Source organism: Alteribacter populi, from assembly GCF_002352765.1.
Classification (GTDB): domain Bacteria; phylum Bacillota; class Bacilli; order Bacillales; family Salisediminibacteriaceae; genus Alteribacter; species Alteribacter populi.
Genome location: NZ_KZ293963.1, coordinates 3432092 through 3456790, shown reverse-complemented (window position 1 = coordinate 3456790; position 24699 = coordinate 3432092). Strand labels below are relative to the sequence as shown.

At 39.6% G+C, this 24699-nt stretch carries 19 protein-coding genes and 1 pseudogene; 3 read left to right on the top strand and 17 right to left on the bottom strand.

Translation table 11 applies throughout. The features are described 5' to 3' along the window. Nucleotides 1–59: 59 nt before the first annotated feature. A complete protein-coding gene (locus CDZ94_RS16050) occupies nt 60–827 on the bottom strand; it encodes a class I SAM-dependent methyltransferase (protein WP_245415788.1) in 768 nt (255 codons plus the stop codon). 119 nt (nt 828–946) lie between these two features. Here CDZ94_RS16050 and CDZ94_RS16045 point away from each other — a divergent pair, with 119 nt between their 5' ends. Further along, a complete protein-coding gene (locus tag CDZ94_RS16045; protein ID WP_096438732.1) occupies nt 947–1333 on the top strand; it encodes a hypothetical protein in 387 nt (128 codons plus the stop codon). 65 nt (nt 1334–1398) lie between these two features. On the opposite strand, the gene CDZ94_RS16040 is transcribed toward CDZ94_RS16045, so the two are convergent. Continuing rightward, a complete protein-coding gene (locus CDZ94_RS16040; protein WP_232735651.1) occupies nt 1399–1935 on the bottom strand; it encodes a cysteine hydrolase family protein in 537 nt (178 codons plus the stop codon). Between the two features lie 496 nt (nt 1936–2431). Beyond that, the gene (locus tag CDZ94_RS16035) at nt 2432–3328 is read right to left on the bottom strand and encodes a LysR family transcriptional regulator (protein ID WP_096438730.1); all 897 of its coding nucleotides are present in this window, start codon (nt 3326–3328) and stop codon (nt 2432–2434) included. Nucleotides 3329–3449: 121 nt separating this feature from the next. Here CDZ94_RS16035 and CDZ94_RS16030 point away from each other — a divergent pair, with 121 nt between their 5' ends. Then, complete coding sequence (locus CDZ94_RS16030) at nt 3450–4034, top strand: flavodoxin family protein (RefSeq protein ID WP_096438728.1); 585 nt, start codon at nt 3450–3452, stop codon at nt 4032–4034. A gap of 43 nt (nt 4035–4077) precedes the next feature. On the opposite strand, the gene CDZ94_RS16025 is transcribed toward CDZ94_RS16030, so the two are convergent. After that, nucleotides 4078–4881 (bottom strand): nucleotidyltransferase domain-containing protein, encoded by an 804-nt coding sequence (locus CDZ94_RS16025; RefSeq protein WP_096438726.1) that lies wholly within the window; start codon nt 4879–4881, stop codon nt 4078–4080. Between the two features lie 254 nt (nt 4882–5135). Here CDZ94_RS16025 and CDZ94_RS16020 point away from each other — a divergent pair, with 254 nt between their 5' ends. Further along, entirely contained in the window at nt 5136–6866 is a 1731-nt protein-coding gene (locus tag CDZ94_RS16020; RefSeq protein WP_198520772.1) for a bifunctional metallophosphatase/5'-nucleotidase, read from the top strand. Between the two features lie 149 nt (nt 6867–7015). On the opposite strand, the pseudogene CDZ94_RS16015 reads toward CDZ94_RS16020, so the two are convergent. From CDZ94_RS16015 to CDZ94_RS15960, 13 genes and pseudogenes are all read right to left on the bottom strand, one after another. Continuing rightward, nucleotides 7016–7537, bottom strand: a pseudogene (locus CDZ94_RS16015) (DinB family protein). Between the two features lie 159 nt (nt 7538–7696). Beyond that, nucleotides 7697–8152 carry a DUF3995 domain-containing protein gene (locus tag CDZ94_RS16010; protein WP_096438724.1) on the bottom strand — a complete coding sequence of 152 codons (456 nt, stop codon included), beginning with the start codon at nt 8150–8152 and terminating at the stop codon, nt 7697–7699. Between the two features lie 41 nt (nt 8153–8193). Further along, nucleotides 8194–9186, bottom strand: coding sequence for an asparaginase (locus tag CDZ94_RS16005; RefSeq protein ID WP_096438722.1), 993 nt, complete (start codon nt 9184–9186; stop codon nt 8194–8196). A gap of 163 nt (nt 9187–9349) precedes the next feature. Then, nucleotides 9350–11302, bottom strand: a complete 1953-nt coding sequence (locus CDZ94_RS16000) for an MFS transporter (protein WP_157911774.1) — start codon at nt 11300–11302, stop codon at nt 9350–9352. Between the two features lie 480 nt (nt 11303–11782). Then, nucleotides 11783–11917 (bottom strand): hypothetical protein, encoded by a 135-nt coding sequence (locus CDZ94_RS21865; protein ID WP_280951861.1) that lies wholly within the window; start codon nt 11915–11917, stop codon nt 11783–11785. A gap of 105 nt (nt 11918–12022) precedes the next feature. Next, the gene (locus tag CDZ94_RS15995) at nt 12023–12874 is read right to left on the bottom strand and encodes an ROK family protein (RefSeq protein WP_096438718.1); all 852 of its coding nucleotides are present in this window, start codon (nt 12872–12874) and stop codon (nt 12023–12025) included. Between the two features lie 65 nt (nt 12875–12939). After that, nucleotides 12940–14424 carry an ABC transporter substrate-binding protein gene (locus CDZ94_RS15990; protein WP_096438716.1) on the bottom strand — a complete coding sequence of 495 codons (1485 nt, stop codon included), beginning with the start codon at nt 14422–14424 and terminating at the stop codon, nt 12940–12942. 208 nt (nt 14425–14632) lie between these two features. After that, entirely contained in the window at nt 14633–15535 is a 903-nt protein-coding gene (locus tag CDZ94_RS15985) for a carbohydrate ABC transporter permease (protein WP_425352566.1), read from the bottom strand. Between the two features lie 101 nt (nt 15536–15636). Beyond that, nucleotides 15637–16566, bottom strand: coding sequence for an ABC transporter permease (locus CDZ94_RS15980; protein WP_096440924.1), 930 nt, complete (start codon nt 16564–16566; stop codon nt 15637–15639). Nucleotides 16567–16820: 254 nt separating this feature from the next. Then, nucleotides 16821–18326: a response regulator transcription factor gene (locus CDZ94_RS15975; protein ID WP_096438714.1), complete on the bottom strand. Its 1506-nt coding sequence runs from the start codon at nt 18324–18326 to the stop codon at nt 16821–16823. Nucleotides 18327–18331: 5 nt separating this feature from the next. Further along, complete coding sequence (locus tag CDZ94_RS15970) at nt 18332–20077, bottom strand: sensor histidine kinase (RefSeq protein ID WP_198546727.1); 1746 nt, start codon at nt 20075–20077, stop codon at nt 18332–18334. A gap of 80 nt (nt 20078–20157) precedes the next feature. Further along, entirely contained in the window at nt 20158–23292 is a 3135-nt protein-coding gene (locus tag CDZ94_RS15965) for an alpha-mannosidase (protein ID WP_096438710.1), read from the bottom strand. Beyond that, nucleotides 23282–24610, bottom strand: a complete 1329-nt coding sequence (locus CDZ94_RS15960; protein ID WP_096438708.1) for a glycoside hydrolase family 125 protein — start codon at nt 24608–24610, stop codon at nt 23282–23284. The genes CDZ94_RS15965 and CDZ94_RS15960 overlap by 11 nt, the downstream gene beginning before the upstream one ends. Nucleotides 24611–24699: the final 89 nt, after the last annotated feature.

Below are 24699 nucleotides of genomic sequence, written 5' to 3'. Positions count from 1 at the left end.
CATTGAAATCGAGGCTGAACTTACAAAGCATATGGCGTGAAGCTAGCTGTCGTACACCATTAACGTTTTCTGCAAATGCAGACCATTAGTGGACTATCATCTTGAAGCGGACTTTTGTCAAAATGACCATAAATGTCTTCCAATACAAAGCCATTATAATAAAGCAAGCTTTTAAGCTCTTGAGGAAAGACATAGCGTATAGCAATGCGAGTATGGACCGTTTTATAAACTTCATGATTATTTTTCCAATACTTGTATGTTTGCTTAAAGTGCTCAAGCTGATGGATCGGATCATAGGTGCGTTCCCAAGTGTGGCTAATTTTATTTCCTTTTTCATCGACACTATCTTCTCTTTCCACCACTTTACCTTGATCGGCTAACAACCGAGAAAGTACAGGGTTTCGCGTTTCAAATGCAAAAACACCATTTTTGTCAAGCTGACTGTGCACGAACTGTAATAAACCTTCTTGGGATGGCCGGTCCAAAAAGCCTTGAAAAGCGTTTCCCGTTGTATAGATCATTCGAAACTGCTGTTCGAGTTTGAGCTTTCGAACGTCCGCGTGAATCCATTGAACGCCATCTAAATGTGTTGATTTTTTCTTGGCTGTCTCTAACATTTCAGGCGTAATATCAACACCCGTTATATCATATCCGTGTTCTGCTAATGGAATGGTCAGCCTGCCCGTTCCGCAAGCAACATCTAAAATTGGGCTTCCATACTGACGAGCAAGATTGGAGAAGAATTCGAATTCCGAACTTTTCAATTTATTTGTAGCATCATACAAATCACCGTCGCGAAATTCTTCAAGATTATCGTGTTTAGGCATATTTTTCAATAGAAAAGCTCCTTTTAAAGGTCGTTTTTATCCTGTTCGACAAACTTCCCTTCCATATTACTGTTCATACTAATCGCCTCCCAAATATAAACTTGAAAACTTCTTTCGCTATGAGACTGATAAAATCCTTCTATACAAAACACTGTATTCAAACTTCTGCATTTTTGGTTTATTCGGAAATAAACTTCGACAAATGCATCCATTATTCCTTAGCTAAAGAAGAGATCGTTCTTGTAAGCAGTAATGACAGTCCTGAGCATTTTGATGAATATAAAAAAAATAACGCGGGGCACTACAAAGAAAGAATTCATTCCAAAAAAGCTTACTTCATAACAGCCGCTAACGATGAGCCGGTACATGAAGTATCAGCTCCGCTAATAAAACAATTTGAATTGATTTGTCATTATATTGGACTGGAATTCATTAGCTCTATGGTCGGCAAAGGAAGCAGACCTGGTGATGTGAAAAATGATAACAAGGCAATGGCAAACTGCTGAATTACAATCCGAATTACGCAGACTTAAAAATAATGGAACCCGATAGATTAAGTGAAATTTTATTCCTAATCGAAAAACTGAATCTCTTTCGTTTTCTTAAGAGTAACAAATGCATTACCCAACACTTCATTATGATGATCAATAATTTGTTGGGCACTTAAGGTATTTGAATTCCACGTCCGGTGGGCATCTTTAACAAGTGTGACATCATAGCCAAGACTAAATGCACGGCGGCTAGTGGTGTCTATGCAATACTCGGTCTGGTTGCCAGCAATTAGTATCTTTTCGATCTCGTGTTCCTTAAGTTTTTCATTGAGGTAAGTTTCATGAAAAGAATCAGGTGTGGACTTTTGGATGATAACCTCGCCCTCATTTGGTGTAATTGAAGAATGGATTTCCCATGACGGGGTTCCAGTCACGTATTCTTCATCATTATGTTGAACATAAAAGACAGGAATTTTTGCAGTTCGTGCCTTACTTATTAAGTCCTGAAGGTTACTAAGAAACCGTTCTCCGTCATAGATTGGATTTGATTTGTCAAACATGGCATTTTGCACGTCAATAATTAAAACAGCAGTTCTGGACATATTAGCTAAATTCATCCCTTAACCACCTTTCTAAAGTAGAATTTACCAATTGGTTATACTTTTCCTTCAACTAAACTCCCGTTCGTATCAGAAAAGCACACTACTTCAAAATAATACTTTCTCCCATCTTGATTATTACTTAGTAAAACGTGTATCTTTTTACAGCTCCGTTGGCCTACATCTGCTCGCGTTCCGCGGACGAACCGCCAAGCTGTCTGGCCTCAAAATTATGAAATTTATTCAATACTTTTTATCTTCAACTTTCACCTCAACTAACCCCCTTTAGTTTAACATTACTTTCCAATTTATAACGCAAAAAAAGAGCTGCAAACCTTGCAACTTGAAATTTCTCTAAGGCTTCCTGTAAATTTTTTCACAAAGTTAGTACATTAGATGTTGTTTGAAATGCGCAGTATCTTGTACTCGCAGCAAATGACTATGTTATTTTCTGGCAATTATATTGGCAGGATTAAAAATAACTAAGAGCCACTCTCTCAGCTATTCTTTCTAGTTATATGCGATTTTTCAATATATTCATAGTCAATTCAATGAAAGATTCTAAGGGTGGTGATAACCATTTGTCTTTATGCCACGCAATTTGAGTGAAAATAGGAGGAATATCACTTTTCCAATTCAGTTCTACTACTTTACTCTTTTTCAGATCTTCTACCACTACCATCGTAGGAAGGACTCCAATTCCCAATCCTGCTATAGCGCACTGTTTAATCGCTTCAATACTTCCAAATTCAATTTTATGGGCTGGATAAACTTGGGCACTTTGACAAGACTGTTCTAAAAGATTGCGATAGGAGCACCCTGTTTCGGTTAATAGTAGTGTCTCTTTTTCAATATCTTTTAAAATTACCTCTGATTTTTTAGCTAAGGGGTGATCAGGACTTGTTACCAGCTTGATTTCCTCTTTCAGTAACTCCTCAATGGTTAACCCTTCTTCTGGTTTTGGAACATCCATAATAAAAGCTGCATCAAGTATCCCTTTCATTAACTGTTCTCTGGCTAGTTGATCCGAATGGGCAGGTTTGAAGATCAGTTCTACCTTCGGATAGAGTCGTTTGAATTCCGTTAGCACTGGAGGTAATCGATAAGTACACTGGCTTTCTTGTGCACCGATAACGAGTGTTCCAGACGGTTCTTGATTCCCACTAATAGCTATTCTAGCTTCATCACTAAGTTTGACCATTTTTTCAGCGTATACTCTAAAGCTTTGCCCAGCTTCCGTTAATATCAATCGCTTCCCAAGTCGCTCAAACAGTGGTTTTCCCAAGCTTTCTTCCAGTGATTTAATTTGAGCAGTTACACTAGATTGAGCAAAGTTCAAAATGCTCGCTGTTTTTGTGAAATTCAGGGTTTCAGCAGCAGTCAAAAAGGTTTTTAGCTGTTTTGGATCCATGTTCTGTCTTCCTTTAATCGTTTTTTTCGATTATAACAATCAAAATAATCCGTTTTTATGATTTGTACTTTTAGTGTAATCTGTAAATGAAATGCAGTCAAAATAAAGGAGGCAACTTATCATGAGCATTGTGGTAATCAACGGTGGAAGTCGTAAAAAAGGGAATACAAGAGTTTTAACCGAACGTGCAGTCAGGGGGCTTGAGGCAAATACCATTAATTTGGCGGATTATATTATTAAACCCGTTGAAGATGGGCGGCACTCACCAGAGGGCTTTCCTGACGTGAAAGACGATTATCGAGAAGTAATTAATCGGATGATGCACCATGACATTCTTGTTTTTGCTACACCAATCTACTGGTTTAGCATGACAGGTACCATGAAAAACTTCATTGATCGTTGGTCTCAAACGATGAGGGAACCTGAATATCGTAACTTTCGCGAACGAATGGCATTGAAAAAAGCTTTTGTCATAGCCGTTGGAGGAGCTTCTCCAAGAATAAAAGGACTTCCCCTCATTCAACAATTCAAACACATTTTTGATTTTGTTCACATTCCTTTTGAAGACTATATTATTGGGCATGCGAACAAACCTGGGGAGATAGAAAACGATTATCAAGCTTTGGTTAGTGCGGATCAGTTAAATGTTAAATTGAATAATTTAACATGCAAAGTGAAAGATAAAGTTTTAGGTTATGAGACATAAGAATTTTACGATTTATTATATTGCTTATCTTTTGCTTGGTAGATCAATAAGAAATATTGGCTTCGTGTGCAAAGTTCGCGCAAGCCCACTCACCCTCTCTCTTAAACAACTCATATACAGTCTCACGGTCCGTTGGTGGTTCCTCTATCCATTTTAGCAGGGTAAGTATAATAGATTTTTTATCTGGAAAGTGGTGGATAAAGACTTCTGATTGCTCGTAAAGTCGTGTCGACCAAATCTTAGAACGCACCATCACCATTGAATAGAATGTTCGAATGAGTTTACGAGCGAAGCCTGGCGTAATTATTTTAATCTCCTCGTTTGAAGCTGTTTTAAACTTTTTTAACGTCCGAGTAAGACTCTCACAAATATCTCCATTGAATCGCATGGCTATCTCTGATGTAAGTTTGTAAGGACCAAATCGTTCCCCTAAATCGTCTCCGTATACACAAACACAGAGTTCTTTAAGAAATGCATTTTCGTAGTAATTTGAGGGGTCAACCGTATATTCGTAATATGCAACAGCAATACCAACATCACGAAACATAGAACGATACTTTTGTGACAGTTCTCCAGCCAGGTTCTTTAATTCAGCCATATTAACGGAACTCAGTTTGTCATCAAACAGAGCGATAAGGTCTAAATCTGATTTTAAAGCTATGGCTTCACCTCTGGCGACGCTACCGTACACATAAACACTGTGTAATTTATTAGGAAACAAATTTCTAAGACTGTCGACAGATTGTCGAATGCAAGGCACATAGACATTGTCAATTTTATCTTTACTAACATCGCTTACAATAAATCCATTTGGGTCTAGACCGTATCCAGCTTTTAAAATCACCATTTTTAACACCTCCTTATTTTTACTAACCACCTATAAGTTTAACATCATCTTCCAGTTAACTGAATGAGTGATATATAACAACGACGACCTTTTGGCACAGCGTGATACCATATAAAAGCCATGAATAAAGTCTTATAGACAATTTATCTAACTTTTTTAAATCTCTTACTAATGCATTGTTTTTTTATCTGCTTCGCTATAAGATAAATTGCGGACATAAAATATTCTATTTCTAAAATTAAGGAGGAACTTGAATGAAGAATAAGGGATGGATTTCTTCGATCAGTGCGATTGGGTTAGCCTCTGTACTGATGGTAGGATGCAGCGATGATGAGAATCTAAGTAACGATGAAAACGAAGAACCAAACGAGGATGTAAACGAGAATGTCGATGGAGAGGATCATCAGGACGGGGAATCGTTTAGCCTAAACATTTTCCATACGAACGATATTCACGGTCGAACCGATATGTTCCCGCAAATGATAACCACATTAGATGAAGCGAAAGAAGAATTCGGTGACGGTATTCTTCTTGATGCCGGTGATGTATTCTCCGGTACACTTTATTTTAACGAATTCCGCGGGCAAGATGCGATTGAGTTTATGAATATGATGGAATACGATGCGTTTGTACCAGGTAACCACGAATTTGACCTCGGCGACCCTGAGGACGGTCACCCAGAATTGGTGGAATTCATTCAAGCTGCTAAGTTTCCGATTCTTGCAGCCAATATGGATTTTTCCGCAGATGAAGGCTTTGACGGAATGACTGGAGAAGGCATTCATCATGAAGCCGAGGGCGGTATGATCTACGATGGTATTGTCCTAGAGCATGACGGTGAACAAATTGGTATCTTTGGGCTTAACACTGAAGATACTGTCGACATCTCCAGTCCGACCGATGTGGCATTTAATGACTACGTCGAAGCTGCTCAGGAAATGGTTGACCAATTTGAAGCTGAAGGCATTAACAAAATTATCGCCTTAACGCACCTTGGCTACGACAGTGATCCGAGCGTGGGTAACGACCTCTTACTCGCTGAACAAGTCGAGGGAATCGATGTGATTATCGGCGGGCACAGTCACACCGCAGTAGAAGCTCCAACCTTAGTAACCGAAAATGAAAACGGGGAGGAAATGGAGCCGACAGTTGTTGGTCAAGCTGGCGAGTACGGGCAATTTATTGGCGTAATGAATGTAACCTTTGACGAAAACGGCGTTGTCATCGATTCCGCCGGTGAACTACTTGCCACTGAAGACCGTGATCCAGACCCTGATGCTTTAGAAATGCTCGAACCTTACACAAAAGAAATTGAGGAATTACAAAGTGAGGAAGCTGGTTCTTACGTAGTCAGTGAGCTGCCTAACCCTCGTCACGGAGATGGTGATGAAGAAAGCGTCCGTGCCAATGAAACAGCGCTTGGTAATTTAATCTCCGATGCTCAACTCGAGGCCGCACTAACCGCTGATGAAAACACGATTATGGCTATGCAAAACGGCGGCGGTATCCGTGAACCTCTTGACGAAGGTGAAGTCACTGTCGGAGAACTGATTGAAGTACAACCATTCGGCAACCGCCTTACGCTCCTCGAGCTATCCGGTGCTGAATTAATCGAAGCCTTTGAAACAAGCGTGTACGATGTCCCTGAAGAAAATGGCGCCTTCCTTCACGTCTCAGACGGCACCCGCATCACCTTTGATAGCAACGAAGAGCCAGGTGAACGTGTTGTCTCTATTGAAATCGAAGTAGACGGCGAATATGAAACAATAAATGAAGACGACATGTACACTGTAGCCACGAATCATTTTACTGCAACTGGTGGCGACGGCTTTGAGGTCTTCGCTAATGCATACGATGACGGCAGAGGTACAATCGTTGGCTTTACCGACTGGGAAATGCTTCGCGACTACATGGCTGACCTTGGAGATGTTGAGTACGAAGTTGAGGGCCGTATTATCGACCACGCTTCTGACAATGATGAATAAACCACTTATAATCCCGGCCTCGTAAAGCGAGAGCTGGGATTCTTTTGATTTATAAGTGGTTTGCATTTTGTTTATGTGAAAGGAAGTTCGTAATTCAGGCAAAAGGCTCTACTTTTCGGCAAGGAGACCGCGGTAGCTGAGCCCTTATTTTATTTATTGTTCATCAGCATTCGCTTTATTGCTCTTATTTGCCCACGATGATTAATTTCATCCTCGATAACATGAAACCAAAGGTAATAGTGATATATGGGATACCGTTTCCCCATTTATTTTCTTCGTACAACCACTTATCTCGCTTCGACTTTAGCTGTGTTAATGTACTCTCTCTAATTTGTGATAATTCTTTTAGGTAATAATCAAGGGGTTTGACCTTTAATTTCAATTCTTGCTTTGTCTCCAAGTTCTAGAGCTGTTCTCCATTTCAAAAGTTCACTTTTGCTTAAGTTTCTGTTCTCATATGAAATCCTTTGATGAACAAACTCAATCGAAGCAATATGTAGTAAAAGAGACCCAATGGAATTAGCGTCCTCATTCACAATATTATCTAAATCAATCTGACTTAAGTTGGTAATCTCATCCAACGTAACAGCTCTCGTATGTTCAAGCATAGAAATAAGTTCGCCAATTTTTTCAGTAAAGCCCTCTCTTCGCCTTATTCTATAATCAATCATATGCAACCCCCAGTCTATTTCTACTTCTAAACACGACTAGAAAAATACTAAAATAAAAGACTTATACTTCGTTTGAATGAATGGTATAATTTAATTTATCATACAAAAAAAGGATATCATACCAATACACAAAAGAAAGATGATAGGCAATTATTCTTTTCATTCTCTCGTTTTTCTAATAGAAAAAAAGTAACATATACCCCCAATCATCCAGTAAGGCTCCCAAAATACTAATCTCCAAAAGGTAGCGTATCTATCTAGTTCAAAGTTTAAAACACCGACTGTACTTAAGAATATTGTGATGAAATTGAGTAATCCGTATAAAAACAGTAATAATCCAGTCATTCTTGTTATGAGATAGAGCGCCTTTTGAATTCGTGAATTTCCCCATTTGATTAAAAGCATCATGAGTAATACTACCCCAAGCAATTTTATGAATCCAGTCAACCAAACAATTGCTACAAACGAGGGCGTTGGATTTAATGACATTTCATAAACTGCACCCCCTAGTGATCTAACACCAATCATCCCACCCACTGCCCAATAGAAGCTCATGCCAGCAAATAGAATTGTCCATGTCACTCCTAAATACAAGAACCATTTATTGGTTGCCATTAACATAGCTCCTCCAAATATTGCTTGTTTAAGAACTCTTCCTAAATCCTCACAACTACCTCACCCACGACATCATTACCATCACTATAAATAATAGGCGGACGTAATTCATATAACGCTTCAATCGTTCCTTTATTGTCATACGAGATTTTCTTTAAGAGTTCAGCTACTAATAAAGACCAAACGAGCTCTGATCCACTTAATACTTTAATAGCAAAACTAATTCTTTCTTTTTTTAATGCAAAGCAGTAAACACCTTGAGCACCGCCTTTTGCAATTATATTTTCGTCTAACAGCAGCGTTGAGCAAGTAAATCGGTGAGCAGCGATCATTTCTGGATGCTTGTTCATGACCTGTCCAACCGCTGAAACCGCATTAGCCGTTTTTGTATCGCTAATGAGCTCCGGCTTTACAAATTTCAAATACGAGAGCGCCATATTTTTCAGTGGCACAGCGTGTACTGGCAACCCGCACCCGTCTTTTCCAGAAGCAATGTCAGATGCGGCGACTTCTGATAAGTCAGCGAGGATTGATAAAATGTGTTGTTGAATAGGGTGACCTAACTGTTCATATCCATCAATCGGATAACCGTATGCACGCGCAGCTGCCATCAAACCAAGATGCTTACCGGAACAATTATGGAACAGCTTCCTTTTTTCTTTACGCTCCGCTATAAAACGGTGTTTTGCTGCTTCGTTCAAAGGGTAAGCATGGCCGCAAACGAAGTCGTTTTCCTTTACGTTTAGTTTTTCTAGTAAACGGATTAACGTCTCTTGATGATACTCTTCACCCCTATGTGAACCCATAAACAAGGCAGCTTCATTTGAATTTAATCCATATTGTTCGATTACGTTGGACTGAAAGGCAGGAATCGCTTGAATCGGCTTCATTGCAGATCGGTAAAAGATCGGATGCGACGGTTCACCTCTCTTCATCACTGTGTTTCGTGACCCATCCACAGCATAAATAAGGCATTCGTGAACATTTTCTAAAATCCCATTGCGGTACTCCTCAATTTTTACTGGTTTGTTCATGTGGTAAAAGCTACTCCCTTCAACATGTCTAATCTTTTCCTTTTTGTGTAGAAAAAAGTTTGTATTTTGTAGAAATCATTCTTTTTTGTGTAGAATTATTTCTTTTTTGTGTAGAATCATTCGTCTTTGGTGTAGAATCTATTCCGAATAGAGGTTCATTACCCTATTTATCCACCGCCGTACCTCTATCAAATGTATCAAAATCACTTTCTAGTTCTTTCGATGAATCAGCATTTAATTTTTCACTATCTTCAAGTCGATAGCTCATTAGTACGAATACATAGGTCCCTTCCTGTTGAGATTCATCAGAAGTAAGTGGAAAAGCTTCAGATTCTCCCTCACCTTCATCCTTATTTAAATGCCCATCTACCTTTTTCATCATCTCTTGATGAGTTGAACGCCACTGATCTGCGGTGACCCGTCCTGTATAAGAACTTAACATCACCTTATACCCAGGCTCATCTTGAGGACTATTGAGTTGTTTTTCGAGCATATGTAACCCAGGATTTATAAAGTTATTCACGCCATTCATGACAACGGATTGGTTATAAGAAGTAAGAGAGCGGTCCAAGTTGAACTCTACCGTTCGTTCCTTATTAAGTGTATACATCGGCTCTGCACCGTGATAATCTTCTGTTTCCTCAACTTTCTTAACCAATTGGTTTTGTTCGAGCATCTGTAAATCTTCGCTAAGTAAAGAGGTTGGTGTATGTAACCGATTAGATAATTGCTCCACTGTCAGCGTTTGCGTGGCTAACAAAGCTAACATACGATTCATTCGCTTTTGAAGCAATGTTTGCATCACATTTAAATCCGTTACATTTCGACGGATCGTGATGACTCGGCCTAGCACTCCTTCAATCGTATTCACTTGCTCTGAAGGTCCTTCTGACTGCGCTTCTTGATTTAAGTAACGAAAACCTTTGAAAAGAGGAATCATCATAATGGTTAAAAGTAAAAACACACCTACAGATGCAGTCGTATACAATGAGCCTATCCACCCAGCAAACCAGCCACCCAATAAAATACCTGCCATTGTGCCTAAATTAACACTGGCCTGCATTAACGAAGCCCCTCTTCCTAAAAATGACGCTGGCGTCGTCTGCAAAAACAAAGCACTGATCGGCACATTTAATGTAGTATTAAAGATTCCTGTAAACACAGACCAGAGATATAAAGCTAAAAAACCAACCTGGACTTCTAGTGAGCTAACAAGCAAAATCGCAATCATCGAGCAGCCGAGAAGACCCACTCCGACCATCATCATGTAACCAGGGCGTGTTTTTTTCAATAATGCTGGAGCAATTAACGCTCCAATGATGGCCCCCCCGCCAAATACTGCCAGTAAAAATCCATATTGTTCGGCTGGAACATCGAAGGTTTGCAGGTACAATGTATTGATATTCGTATTTAAGACCCCTGCCGCAAGCGTAATGGGGATAAGAATGATCAGTAGAAAACGTAATGCAGGCATACTAAATACTTGCTTTACCCCATTCCCTATCGAAGCTAAATAGGATTCTCCGCTATCACTGTCTTTATCTGCAGCGGTTTCATCCAAAAATGAAAAATTAAATAATAATAATGTAGCCACAATGTACGTGATTGAGATTAAACTAAATATAATGAGGTAATTACCCGCAAAAAACAATAACCCTGCAACGGCAGGCCCGATAAGCATCATCGCTTGTGTGCTTCCTTGTGATAATCCGACTGCTTTAGGGATGTCTTCTTGTTTAACAATACTAGGTATTGATGCAGATCTCGTTGGCTCATAAAGACCAATACCGAACCCATACACTAACATCATCCCAAGAAGCAATAATGCACTGTCTTGAACAAACCACATCCCAATGACAACTAGCAGTTGGTAGATATTTGAGATCACTAATAACCACCGCTTAGAAAATCGATCAGGCAGAGAACCCATAAAAACACCAAACACAGCTACCGGTAGCATCTGTGCAAAAATAACTAACCCTACCATCAAGGGGTCATTCGTCGTTGCGGCAATAAGATAAATAATCACCGTACGTATGAGCCCGTCTCCCAATTGCGTAAAAATTTGCGCAGTCCAAAATTTCAGAAAATAACGTTGCTTCAATAACGTAAACAACCGATACACACCCCCTCTTAATCTATTATATTGTCTAGTTATCCTTCGAGACTTTTATTATATATTACCTACTTTTCCATAATTTTACCTATATAAGTGAGAATATTCAATTATTAAGTTCGATAAATTTTTACAGGTTTCATAATTCTGAGCCCAAACCCCTCATGTCTATTGTACGACAGGAGAGTCTCTTTAGCCCCGCGAGACTCCTGCGGAAAAACGGACTAGCCGAGACCCCGCAGGGCGCTTTTCCCGAGGAGGCTTGGCGGTTCGTCCGCGGAAAGCGAGCAGATGCAGACCAACGGAGCTGCAATAAGATACGCTTTTTACAATAAGTATTAATCAAAAAATGGGAGAAAATATTTTTTTAAGTTGTGTACTTTTTAAACAGATGAATTATGAAATAATTTCAACTATTTTAAATTTAAGCATTATTAGTTTTCCTCTTTCAGCATGTGATTCAGTTTTTCTTTCCTTTAGTTAATAAACGGTTCCAGCTTTTAAAATGACAAATAAATCAATATGAAATGTATCTAAAGCTTGTGAGCGACCTACGTAATTTAAGAACCAATCAACATCCCCCAACAAAGAGCTAACGATAAAAACAGACTGCATGACCACCTCAATGCTATTCAATTATCACTAAAAAACCTACATGGGAATGAATAATTACCTTGTAGGTTTACCTTTATAAGGTTTCATTTCTTCTCTTTTTACCCTCTAACCCCCGGTCAATGCCAAAGCCCCTTTAATCCCTTGTTCATCCATTAATTGTGGGGGAACGATGTACTCATCCATGTTTTCGATGTCGACATACCCATTCATGAGATTTGCTACTTTTTTACGAATGAGCCGATACAACCCTTCTTGCTTTAACACACCGCCACCTAAAATAATGCGTTCTGGCGATAAAACTAACGTATAATTCATAATCGCTTGGGCCAGATAGTATGCTTCAAGCTCCCAAACATGACATTCTTCCCCTAGAAGGTGCCCTTCGACTCCATACCTTTCTTTAATAGCAGGTCCTGATGCAAGCCCTTCAAGGCAGGCATTATGATAAGGGCAGCATCCTTTGAACGAATCGTCCTTGTGCTTTTGAACAAAAACATGCCCCATTTCCGGATGATTTTTCCCTATAAGTGTTTGACCATCCTTAACAAACCCAGCACCAATTCCAGTGCCAACCGTGATGTATAAGGCACTTGTGACATCTTTTGCCGCTCCCCATGTAAATTCACCGAGTGCCGCTACGTTCACATCGGTATCAAGGAAAACGGGAACGTTGTACTGACTTTCCAGTTCACCGAGAAAATGGAAGTTTTTCCACTTCACTTTTGGTGTATTTAATACATAACCATAGCGATCACTGTTTTTATTTAAATCGATTGGGCCAAAACTGCCAACACCCAATGCTTCAATCGGATATTTATGAAAAAAGCGGTATACTTCCTGTAATGTCACCTCAGGTCCTTTCGTAGGTAAGGTTACTTTATCGACGATTTCGCCTGATTGATTCCCAACAGCACAAACAAACTTAGTGCCACCAGCTTCAATTGCCCCTCTTAACATCTTGCTCCCTCCATTATAGGAGACCCTATTGGATCTTTCCAACAGGGCCTCGGCTTTTTAGTATTCTATTGATTTCCTTTCCACTCATCATACTGATCTTGAATCTCTTCTAATACGGTTTCCAGTCCAGCTTGATAAAGCTTTTCATTAAAATCCGGTAAATATTCTTCTGGATCTACAGCACCTTTGAGTAATGCTGGGGCATACTCACTCGTAACGTTAGAAATCGCTGCAATCTCTGTTCGAACTGGATTAGAATCAAAATAGAATCCTAATACCGGTGATGGGACCGATTCTTCATTAAACTCCTCAAAAGCCTCCCATTTGTCTTCCGGCTCATCATCATGAAGCTTTAAGATTAACTGATTCCCAATCGCAAAGCTTGGCATATTGTATCTTTCTACACGCGCTGGTAAGTCTTTAATCGACCCGTCTTCTAATTCCTCGTAGTGAACGCCTTCAATCCCTTTATCAATCAAATTACGCAAATAAGGATCAGAGTTTAACAGATCTAAGAACATCATCGCTCTTTCAGGGTTTTTAGATGTTGCTGAAATCGCCTGCATAGACCCCGTTACTGAATTGTTAAACACGTAAGGCTCGTGAAGCGGCTGTGCCACAATTTCATAGCCTGCAGAACGAGTCCAAAGGTTTTCTGCATACGGCTGGTACAATTCTTTACGAACAAACCAGTTCCCTGCCTCTAAAGGCCAAGAGTCTGTACTTGTCGCAGCATCAGAACGAATATAGCCCTTTTTATAATAATCATGCATCGTGTTTAACGTATCCATCGTCTCTTGTTCTTCGTAAATATTCACCACTTCATCTGTGTTTCCTTCAAGGCGAAACGCGAACGGCATTTCCTCTTGCAAAATCGAATCAAATGGCAGATAAGCGTCAAACGTTGCAATCGGTGACACATCGGTTTCATTTTCCTTAATCACTTCTAGAAGTGGATCTAAATCTTCTATAGAGCTCACATTCGAAACATCTAAATTATGTTTTTCTGCAAGCTCATTATTAAATGTAAGTACAGCTTGCTGTCCTACTTCTTTATTCGTTGGAATCGCATAAAGAGAGCCGTCAATTTCCGCACCTTCTAAAAATTGCGGATCAATTAACTCTTTCATGTCTTGCCCGTACTCATCAAGCAAATCATTTAACTCAAGAAAGGCTCCACGGCGTGCGTTTAACGCGTAGTTATTTGCCCATGAACTAGTAAACGCAATGTCATATTCTTCAGCTGAAGCGGTAATGACTTGCATTCTCTCGTCAAAATCTCCCCAATCTAACAAGTTCAAATCAATCGTTGCGTTAATTTTCTCTTTCGTATATTCATTTACTTCTTCCATGACTTTATCAACGTCCGGCTGAGGCGTTCCAATCAAATACCATTTTAGTTCTACTTCCTCTAGCTCCGTCGACGAGTCGTTTTCGTTGTCAGTGCCATCCGCTTCTTCGGCTGAACTTTCCTCTTCTCCACCACAAGCTGCCAACAGTCCGACAATGCCAAAAATCATCACCAACAATAGACTTGCTTTTTTCATCATCTTCTTCCCCCACCCCTTGTTATAATGATATTTTATCAAAGCTCTTTTCTAAAAGATTGTTGCTTTTTGATCAAATTATCGCTCAAACCCGCTACAGGCGGACGCTTTCGCTCCTTCGATTTATCAATATAAAACAACAATCTATGCCAAAGAGCTTTTATCAAAAAGAGAGAACGTTATAGTACTGTCTCCCTTTTACGACCAACGATTATTCTTTCACTCCACCAATGGTAAGCCCTTTAACGAAATACTTTTGAAAGAAAGGGTACGATAATGCAATCGGTAGTGTCGCAATAACGACAATCGCCATTTTAGCTGAATCTTGTGGAATTGAATTTAGTAAGGCTGAATCTTGACTACTGATCATCGCGTTTTGACGGATAAAATCTAAATTATTTTCTATTTTCATTAACAAAGATTGCAATGGGACTAAGTTCGGGTTGTCGATAAATAACAGCGCATTAAACCAATCATTCCAGTATGCGAGTGTACTGAAAAGCGCAATCGTAGCAATCGCGGGAATTGCGAGAGGTAAAACAATCTGAAAAAAGATCCGAAACTCCCCCGCCCCATCTATTCGCGCTGATTCTAAAATAGGCTCTGGTACGGAGCGTTGGAAAAAGGTGCGCATGATAATAATATAGAAAGCGTTTACAGCAAGCGGTAAAATTAACGCCCAGACTGAATTTTTCAAACCTAAGAATTGGGTGACGACAATATAAAAGGGCACCATCCCGCCACTGAAAAGCATCGTAAAAAATGCGAGAAAGGTAAATTGCTTTCGGTACATAAACTGCTTTCTAGATATCGCATACCCGTAAAGAGCGATAATCGATACACTTATCAGCGTTCCCACCACGGTTACAAAAATCGTCACACCATAAGCACGGAGCAGCTGTTCTTTCATCGTCCATAAATACCGGTATGCATCCAAGCTCCATTCTTTCGGAATGATACTATACCCGTGTACAGCTAAAGATTGCTCACTCGTAAGTGAAATAATAATGACGTAAATGAATGGGAATATGCACAAAAAAGCGAAAGAGGATAATAAAATGTGCATGAATATACTCGTTTTTCCAGTAAAACCATAAGGGTTATAGTTTCTCACGTTTTCAGGTTTCTTCTTTTGATTTAAAACATTCCCCGGAACCTTTTTCGTCACTTTAGGCAAATTTTCCACTAAAGCCCCCTCCTTTCCCGTTGACTCTTTTAAAACAAGGCACTATCTTCATCCACTCTTCGAACAACATAGTTTGTAATTAAAATGAGAACAAAGCCTACCGTTGCTTGATATAATCCTGCGGCTGTGCTCATTCCAATATCGCCCATCGACATAAGCCCACGGTAAACGTAAGTATCAATAACATTGGTTACCGAATAAAGCGGCCCTGAGTCACGTGGAACCTGATAGAACAATCCAAAGTCAGCGCTGAAAATGTTCCCAATGTTTAAGATCGTTAAAATAATAATGAGAGGCATAATCATCGGAATCGTAACATGACGAATTTGCTGCCATTTACTTGCCCCGTCGATCATCGCAGCCTCGTAATAGTTTCGGTCAATCCCGACGATCGCCGCTAAATAAACGATACTGCCAAATCCTACACCCTTCCATTGACTGACTGCAACAAGGATGTAAGGCCAAAAGGTAGATTCGTTATACCATGAAATAGGATCCATACCAAATGTCGTCAAAATATTATTCATGAAGCCTCGATCAACACTTAAAAAAGCAAAAACAAAATAACTAACAACAACCCATGAAAGAAAGTGAGGAAATAGCATGCCCGTTTGATAGATCTTGGCAAACTTCTGTTTCGTAAGCTCACTTAAAATAATCGCCACGCCAACTGCCAGAACAATCCCTAAAACGATAAAAACGAGATTATATAAAATTGTATTTCTAGTAATAATAAACGCGTCATTCGTACTAAATAAAAACTTAAAATTATCAAACCCCACCCACTCACTATGAATCACACTTGCAAAAAATCCATCAGGATGGAACCTGAAATCCTTAAAAGCAATAACCTGACCAAACATCGGCAAATAAGCAAAAATTAAAAACCAAATAAGACCCGGTAAAGTCATCAAAAGCCAGACGCGACTTTTATATAAATTTGCCCCGAATTGTTTCATACGCTGCATTGTGCTCCCCCTCTCTACCTTTTTTATTTAAAAATCGTTTTCCACTTATGAACTTCCTCTTACATTAATTATATGAAAACCCTTACAACACTTAAAAGTTAAGATAACTTAGATTTACTGTTAAAAATAAATACAATTAAAAAATTTCTGTACTTTCCAGCATAATTTGCGCTTCCTGCATCATCATCACACAAAAAAAGAAGACCTCCTGTTTCGAAGATCTCCTTCTCTCGTATCGCGTATAGTCACTTATTTTGGTGTCTCCACTCTGTTGGTGTTACTTTTTCCAGCTTTTTAAATTGCTTATAAAAGTAGGTGGCATCTGCATACCCGACTTTTTTTCCGATTTTGCCGGCCTTCTCGTAAGAATTTTGCAATAATTGTTTCGAGCGATCGATCCTAATTTTATTTAGATATTTTGTAAACGAACACTTTATTTCTTTTTGAAACAACTGTCCAAGATAGATTGAATTCACATGGAATTGGTGACCCAGTGTTTTAAGCGACATGTCTTCCGCATAGTTTTGATGAATATAATGTAATACTGTTTCAATGATCGGGCTTTTTTGCTGACTTTTTTGAACTGGCACATATTCTATGAGTTCTATGCAACGATCTAAAACGTCCATTCCCTCTTTCATCGTATCAATCGACATAATCTGGTGAACCATCTTCACATAGGTTTCATATTCAAGTGGGATAAAAAAATGATTTTTAACATGATAAAAAAGTTCCAGCAAAATACTTTTCATCATGAGTGGCTGGTTTCTTTGATCAAAATGCGTTAAGGCCTTCTCTATCGTTGCTTTTACATCACTATACTGATGATTCGCCAACTGCTCAAGCATATCCGGGCGTAAATAATTGCTTGATTGATGAGTGACCTTACCTGAATAAAGCTGGTCGGCCATTTGATGATCTTTTTTTGGGAGCAGCATTTTTAGCTCACACGTTTTTTCCAATTCTCGATAGGCCTTTGGTATTTCACAGACATCACTCATTTTATCACTACTTGCAAAAATGAATTCACCTTCCTCTCCTCTTTCCTCTACGATATTGACCATCATATCGTAGTCATGCTTCCAATCTTCTTCAGATTGAACGTGACTCCAAAGTAATAGGACATCTCCAGATGGTGTCACAACTGCTATCGCTCTTGTTTCACGCTCAAATTGCAATTGTAAAGAATGGAGGTAATCGCCTCCCTTCTCTTCCCACTCTGCTTTTATTAAACATAACCAAAATTGCGGTTTCACTTGTATCGAGGGATAAAGAGAGATTCTACTTTCAAATTCTTCGTTTTCCATTTTTCCCGTAATCCACCGCCAAACGGCATGATCTCTTAACACTAAATGAGACTGTTCATCTAAGGACGCTCGGTTCAGCTTATCTTTAATATGCAAGAGCGATGACACGAGTTCATCTTCATCAATCGGCTTTAACAAATAATTTTCAATGCCTAAACTAAGCCCTTTTTTTATTAACTCAAACTCTTGAAATCCGGTTAATACAAGTGTTTTTATTTGGTCATTTTCTTCTTTTACCGCTTCGATAAGTTCGAGTCCCGATCGTTCTGGCATTTGTAAATCTGTAATCAAGACATCCACTTGTGTCTGTTGTAGTTTTTCGAATGCTTCTTTTCCGTTTTTAGCAGTAGAAACGACTTCGAAACCTAGCGCGTCCCACTCTATTATGTTTTTCATTCCTTCAACAATCAGTGGTTCATCATCAACAAGCATCACCTTCAACATATTTTTTACACCTCACTTATTAGCGGAAGGGTTACAAGTACCTTCGTGTAATTTCCTGCGTCGCTATCAATTGTGATCCCGTACTTATCACCAAACTTCAGTTTAATTCGCTGATTCACATTCCCTAATCCGATAGAGTCGGAGGAGCTCTCAACATTCTTTAATCTTTGTTGAATGCTTTCTAGCTCGGACTGTTCAATCCCTTTTCCGTTATCCTCCAATGCAATATATAACCGATTCCTTTTCTTAAAAATAGCGACGACAATTCGATTATCTAGCCTGTCTCTTTTTAAACCGTGTAAAAGATAGTTTTCAATTAATGGCTGCAAAATGAACGGTGGAACATAGGCGCTCCTTACTTGCTCTTCAATGTGAAATTCGCTTGTTAATTGATCAGGAAACCTAATTTTAAATAGCTCAAGATATTGATAGGCATGATCTTGCTCATTTTGAATCGTCACTAATTCTGCTGTTTGCAAAGAGTGCCGGAATATATTTGACAGCTGTACGATCATTTTGGCGGTCGTTTTTCCACCTTCAGCTAACGACTTCATTCGAATTGTTTCTAGCGTATTATATAAAAAATGCGGGTTAATTTGTGCCTGAAGGTTGGCCAGCTCGGCTTCTTTTTGCTTAAGCTTTGAAAAATAGACTTTGTTAATATAATCATTTAAGCGATCTAACGTTTCATTAAATGTTCGTGAAATCGTATTTAAGTCATCGTCGACCCTCGACGTATGGATGCGAACAGCTAAATCTCCGTTTTGCACCTCGACCATTTTTTCTTCAATTTGCTTGACGCGCTTTGAATAGCTCTTTAAAGATATATAAGGCAGGACAATTGAAAATAAAGACAAAAGTAAAATAATAATAAAAATCGTAAATCGATAAGAAGATAATTGCGTAATCTCATATTTGGGGATCGCAGAGGTAATCATTAAGCCACTCTCCGGATCTACGAAACCTTGAACAAGGTACTGGTCGATCTCAGCGTAACCCTCTTGAATAGCATTATAGGAAAGGGAATTTTTCACCTCTTCCTGTTCAGGACCAAAAGAATAATACTCATTCATGTTTTCATCAAACAGCATAAAGGAGCTCTCAATCGGATTGTCTCTTAGCGATAGGAGCTGATTGATGCTGTCATACGAAAAATACACATCAATCGTCCCTAGCCGGTCTAATGAAATAGGGTCGTTGATTTGTTGCCTGACGACGTAAAAGTCCTTGAAATAATGGTCATCCTCTAGTCCAGGTCCAGACTCCATATAAGCTCTCTTACTCCAAAGCCCATGATTATATAAATATTCATATTCCGTTTCGTAAATATCGTTTCGAACTACAGCTGCAATGACATCGGAGTCTCTTGAAAAATAGTTCCTAATAAAAACATCGAAGTTATATGGAACAAAGGAATCACTTTGGTAATACTTATCAAGACGATAACCAAGATACTCCTGATAGTCGTGCTGTAAGGCAAATGCTAAGTCCTCAATCAGATCTTTTTCTAGATATAGCTGACGAACACCTTGCGTAACAAAAAAATGCTTACGTTGTATTTCTGACTCAATATCCTTCATCACGGTTTTATGGCGATCAATTTCTCGTTGAATAATAAAATCCGTATAAAACGTTGAAAGAATGAAAAATAACGCAGCCATCGAAAAAAGAATGATCGTTGAATAAGTAAAAAAGATTCGGTAAAACATCCTGCCACTTAACTTTTTTAAAAACCGAATAAGCGCTTTCATTTTGTCACATCCCGAACTTTTTGAACATCCTCTTATAGCGAAACAGAGACTAACTCGTTTAGCCTCTGCCCCTACCGTCATTATTCCGTTGATAAATCAACTTCGACTGTTTTGATTTCATACGGAGAAAAAGTTAACGTCATTGGCGTATCAAGATACTCTGTTAAGCCAATGTCCTCCATTAAGTTAACTTCTCGCCATCTGGTTACTTTGTACCCGGTCGTCAAATCAATGACGCCGCGAGCGCCTTCCATTTCATGCAGCCTAATGATTAAGCGATTGCTGTTCTCTGCTTTCTTGATTGTATCGACAACGACTTGGTCACTTGATAAGGTTACGAGTGAGCGATCATAAGGTTTTTTATGCTCCCCTTCAACCGCTTTGATGTCTGTATTTAAGTACGTTGACTCTCTTTCAACCTCTCGCTTATTGCCTTCACCACGAAAAGGGAAAATCGAATACGTAAATTGATGGAAGCCGATATCTGCTTTCGGATCAGGGTGAATCGCACCTTTTAATAGTGTTAAAGAGAGGACGTGATCCTTTACTGAATACCCATACTTACTGTCATTCATTAAGCTTACACCGTAATAAGGCTCTGCAAGCGCTGCCCATTTATGGCCGACGGTTTCAAATCGCGCCATATCCCATGACGTATTCCAATGAGTCGGTCTTTTCACATTTCCGAATTGAATATCAAAAATGGCTTCTGACGTGCGAATATCAACAGGAAATTCTACTTTTAATAATTGTTGTCGCGCCGTCCAGTTTACCTCGGTTTCGAAATCAATTCGCTGTGAGTGGTTGTAACAGTGCACATATTGAACGATCTCAACATGAGGTCTGCTCCATGCAAACTTCAATGTCGTCCTTAACGGGCCACTCTCAATGATTTCATAGGTTGAAAGCTCATCAATCACCGAAGGCTTCTCAATGTAAAATAAATCAATATCCCACGCATCGTGCGCTAACGGCTTATCTTCAAACAGCTTAAACACGTTTCCTTTTTCACCGTGCGGGATGATTTCCCTATGTTCATGTTTATCATATATTCTCGTTAACTGTCCCCATTCATTCCATTCGATCATGTACGCTGGCGTCTCCCAAGTACGCTCATCAAGATTCACCTGACTTAATGGCTTCTCAGCTGACGCTTTTGCATCCACCGCTTGAATCGCGTGATAAGAAAACGGTTGAATGTCCTCTAGTAAAACTAAATAGTCTCCATTTTCCGTCTTTTGAGAAGGCAGCATTCGCCCTTTCATGGCAAAGGCTTTATCTTCACCAACCTTATTCTCTGGTACTGTTACTAGAGTCGGGCTAGCGTATTGATGCGGGTTAAGCGCAGACCATTGCTGCTCAGAATGCTCCATTGCTTCATGGTGGTGACGTTCAATCAAGCTTTTGTAAATGCTGTTCGCTTCTTCATAGTCTTTGTCAGCATCCTCGTAAACTTCTGGAATAGAAGAGCCTGGAATAATATCGTGGAACTGATTGAGCAAAATCTTTTTCCAGCCCGATTCGATTAATGTCGAAGGGTACTGCTCCCATCCTATTAACATAGCATCCCACGATGATAAGAGCTCCGCTTGACGATAAGCGTTCTCGAGCCTGCGGTTTTGCTTTTTCATCTTTGCCTGGCTCGTATAGGTCCCACGATGATATTCTAAATATAATTCACCATCCCACGTGTGTAAATACTCATTCGTATTGGAAATATTTTCGTGGAGCTTAGAAAAATACGCATCAGCCTTCGTAGATACGACATTCGGCATACTTGGGATCTTATTGAATTGCCTTTTCATTTCAAGCATTTCCCGGTTCACTCCGCCGCCGCCATCACCGTATCCGTACGCCAATAACAAGTCATTATTGATATTTTTATTTCGGTATTTCTCCCATATCCCTTTCACTGTTTCAGCAGTAACCACACCATTATACGTATAAAACCAGGAATCCTCTTCACGACCTGGCTCGGGTGTTGTAATAAAATGAGTTAAAATCTCCGTACCGTCAATCCCTTTCCACTTAAATGTATCGTGTGGCATACGGTTGTATTGATTCCAGCTAATCTTTGTCGTCATAAAGGTGTCGATTCCTGATTTTTTTAAGATTTGGGGAAGGGACCAGCTGTACCCAAAAACATCAGGTAGCCATAAGGTGTTGCTTTCTTTTCCAAATTCGTTTTTAATGAATTGTTTCCCGTATAAAAGCTGGCGAACAAAAGATTCCCCAGAAGGAATATTACAATCAGCTTCTACCCACATTGCCCCTTCAACTTCCCATTGCCCAGCCTTTACTTTCTCTTTAATCTCCTCATATAGCTCAGGATCTTCTTCTTTTACCCACTGATAAAGCTGAGGCTGACTTTGTAAATAAATATAATCAGGGTAAAGCTCAGCTAACCTTAATACCGTTGAAAATGTCCGCTTCGCTTTTTCTTTCGTATGCTTCACTCGCCACAGCCAAGCTAAATCGATATGCGAGTGACCAATCGTATGGATGGTCACCTCGGACTTTTTTTCCATGGAGCGAAGACGGTCTTCAAGATGATCACATGCTTGATACAACGTTTCATAGAATTCCTCACTACTAGGCATCGTCCAGTCAATGATATGAAAAGCGTCATTTAATAGACTTAGAACCGCTGCACGATTTGGGTCGTGAACATCTTGTTGCTTTACTGAATCCAAAAGTGCCTTAGACAAATAGTACAGACCATCAACCTTTTCATCCAATATGCCATACCACGCTTCTTTTAATCGGTAAAATTGTTCTTGTTGTTGTCCACCACCTTCTAAACCTGACCATAAAAGGATATCGACTTCAACTTCATCAGGACAAGGGATCGGTAAAATCACCTCTTGATGATTGGAATCGACACCTTGAAACGGTTGTTTATCAATATAGAGTAACGATTCAAACCCTGAGTTATTGCCGCCACCAGTTCGACCTAAGTCAAGAAACAACACGACTTTATCGGCTTCCCAATCGGTTGGGATTTCAAGCTTCGTATGTAACCATACATAACGATCTCTACCTGACCAAGTATCGTTGACTTGCATTTTTTCATTTGAATATTCACTCGGCAAAAGTGTTTCCTCTCCTGCTTTTGGTTCATACATTGAAAATGAATCGACTTGCTTTGTATGGCGGTAGCGATAGCGATCTAATTCATTTAGTCGGTTTTCGATTTTTTCTATTTTATAAAACATTCTTTTTCCTCCCGTTCACTTCAAGTGGACTTCCAGGGACGTGAATGCCGACAGTACTTAAAATAAACTCACTAAACATTGAGTTTGCCCAGGCAAACCAAGATCGTGTGTAGTTTTCAGGACGACTTGCATCAAAGCCTTCATGCATGTAATAAGTAGAGCCGTGTGTTCGTTTAAACACCTCAAGAATGCGCTTTTTCTCAGCAGGGTCTGTTGACGTCATCCCTTGAACAGCCAGAGCAATATGCCAAACATAATGATCAGGAGTATGAGGACTGCCAACTCCACAAGCTTGCTCGCCTTCGTAATAATACGGATTGTGTCGACTTAAAATGAACTCTCGTGTATTCAAGTACGTGTCGTCTAAGCTTGATGTATATCCTAAATACGGCATCGACAACAAACTCGGAACGTTGGCATCATCCATTAAATTGACGTTCCCTTTTCCGTCCGTTTCATAGACATACATGTCACCGAAGATCGGATGGTCAATTTTTGCGAAGCGCTCAATGCCCTGCTTAATTTCGACAGCTAATTCGCTCATGCTCTTTGCTAATGCTTCCTCTTTCATCGCACCGAGCATTTCCTCGGCATAACCGAGTACAACAACAGCAAACATATTCGCTGGAATGAGGTATCCGTAAAGACAAGCATCATCACTAGGACGGAATCCTGACCAAGTCATCCCTGTATACGTAGAATCTCCTCCTTTACCATTACGAAGGAGCGTATCCGATACGCGGCAGTCACTCCGCTCAAACGTGTAAGGGGATTGCTCCTCGTGGTGTTGCTCGACTTTCCACACTTGATAAATGACCTTAAGCACTTCTTTTAATGTCGAATTTAAAATGTCATGGTCCCCCGTTGCCTTCCAATATAAATAAGTCAATTGAATCGGGTAACAAAGCGAATCCACTTCATACTTTCTTTCCCAAATCCACGGAGTCATGTCGGTATGGTCGTCTTGATGCCCTTCCCCGTTCGCCTTTCGATTAAAAGCATTCGCATAAGGATCTTGTAAAATATATTTCCACTGGCGGGTGATCACTTGCTTTAACCACTTAGCTACCTCAGCATCTTCACCTGCAACAGTTAAGTAAGGCCGCACTTGAGCTGAAGAATCTCTCAGCCACATGGCAGGGATATCCCCCGTAATAACAAAAGTACCGTCAGCATCTTGCTGCAATGTCGTCGTGAATGTATTTAAAAAGCATTGTTTAAATAATTTTTGAACTTCTAAATCGTCAGCATACGCTTCATTAACTTTATTTATGATCCGCTCAAATGAGCTTGGGATTTCTTTGTTTTCATTTACCATTACTCACGCCTCCTATCAGACAGGCTCTATTAGTAAAACAATTCTACACAAAACCCGATCTTTTTTACATAAAACCTCATGAATTCTAC

Excerpts from the sequence above, each read along its gene's own strand:
- CDZ94_RS16050 (WP_245415788.1), bottom strand. The coding sequence starts at position 827 with ATGCCTAAACACGATAATCTTGAAGAATTTCGCGACGGTGATTTGTAT.
- CDZ94_RS16045 (WP_096438732.1), top strand. The coding sequence starts at position 947 with ATGAGACTGATAAAATCCTTCTATACAAAACACTGTATTCAAACTTCT.
- CDZ94_RS16040 (WP_232735651.1), bottom strand. The coding sequence starts at position 1,935 with ATGAATTTAGCTAATATGTCCAGAACTGCTGTTTTAATTATTGACGTG.
- CDZ94_RS16035 (WP_096438730.1), bottom strand. The coding sequence starts at position 3,328 with ATGGATCCAAAACAGCTAAAAACCTTTTTGACTGCTGCTGAAACCCTG.
- CDZ94_RS16030 (WP_096438728.1), top strand. The coding sequence starts at position 3,450 with ATGAGCATTGTGGTAATCAACGGTGGAAGTCGTAAAAAAGGGAATACA.
- CDZ94_RS16025 (WP_096438726.1), bottom strand. The coding sequence starts at position 4,881 with ATGGTGATTTTAAAAGCTGGATACGGTCTAGACCCAAATGGATTTATT.
- CDZ94_RS16020 (WP_198520772.1), top strand. The coding sequence starts at position 5,136 with ATGAAGAATAAGGGATGGATTTCTTCGATCAGTGCGATTGGGTTAGCC.
- CDZ94_RS16010 (WP_096438724.1), bottom strand. The coding sequence starts at position 8,152 with ATGGCAACCAATAAATGGTTCTTGTATTTAGGAGTGACATGGACAATT.
- CDZ94_RS16005 (WP_096438722.1), bottom strand. The coding sequence starts at position 9,186 with ATGAACAAACCAGTAAAAATTGAGGAGTACCGCAATGGGATTTTAGAA.
- CDZ94_RS21865 (WP_280951861.1), bottom strand. The coding sequence starts at position 11,917 with ATGCAGTCTGTTTTTATCGTTAGCTCTTTGTTGGGGGATGTTGATTGG.
- CDZ94_RS15995 (WP_096438718.1), bottom strand. The coding sequence starts at position 12,874 with ATGTTAAGAGGGGCAATTGAAGCTGGTGGCACTAAGTTTGTTTGTGCT.
- CDZ94_RS15990 (WP_096438716.1), bottom strand. The coding sequence starts at position 14,424 with ATGATGAAAAAAGCAAGTCTATTGTTGGTGATGATTTTTGGCATTGTC.
- CDZ94_RS15980 (WP_096440924.1), bottom strand. The coding sequence starts at position 16,566 with ATGAAACAATTCGGGGCAAATTTATATAAAAGTCGCGTCTGGCTTTTG.
- CDZ94_RS15975 (WP_096438714.1), bottom strand. The coding sequence starts at position 18,326 with ATGTTGAAGGTGATGCTTGTTGATGATGAACCACTGATTGTTGAAGGA.
- CDZ94_RS15970 (WP_198546727.1), bottom strand. The coding sequence starts at position 20,077 with ATGAAAGCGCTTATTCGGTTTTTAAAAAAGTTAAGTGGCAGGATGTTT.
- CDZ94_RS15965 (WP_096438710.1), bottom strand. The coding sequence starts at position 23,292 with ATGTTTTATAAAATAGAAAAAATCGAAAACCGACTAAATGAATTAGAT.
- CDZ94_RS15960 (WP_096438708.1), bottom strand. The coding sequence starts at position 24,610 with ATGGTAAATGAAAACAAAGAAATCCCAAGCTCATTTGAGCGGATCATA.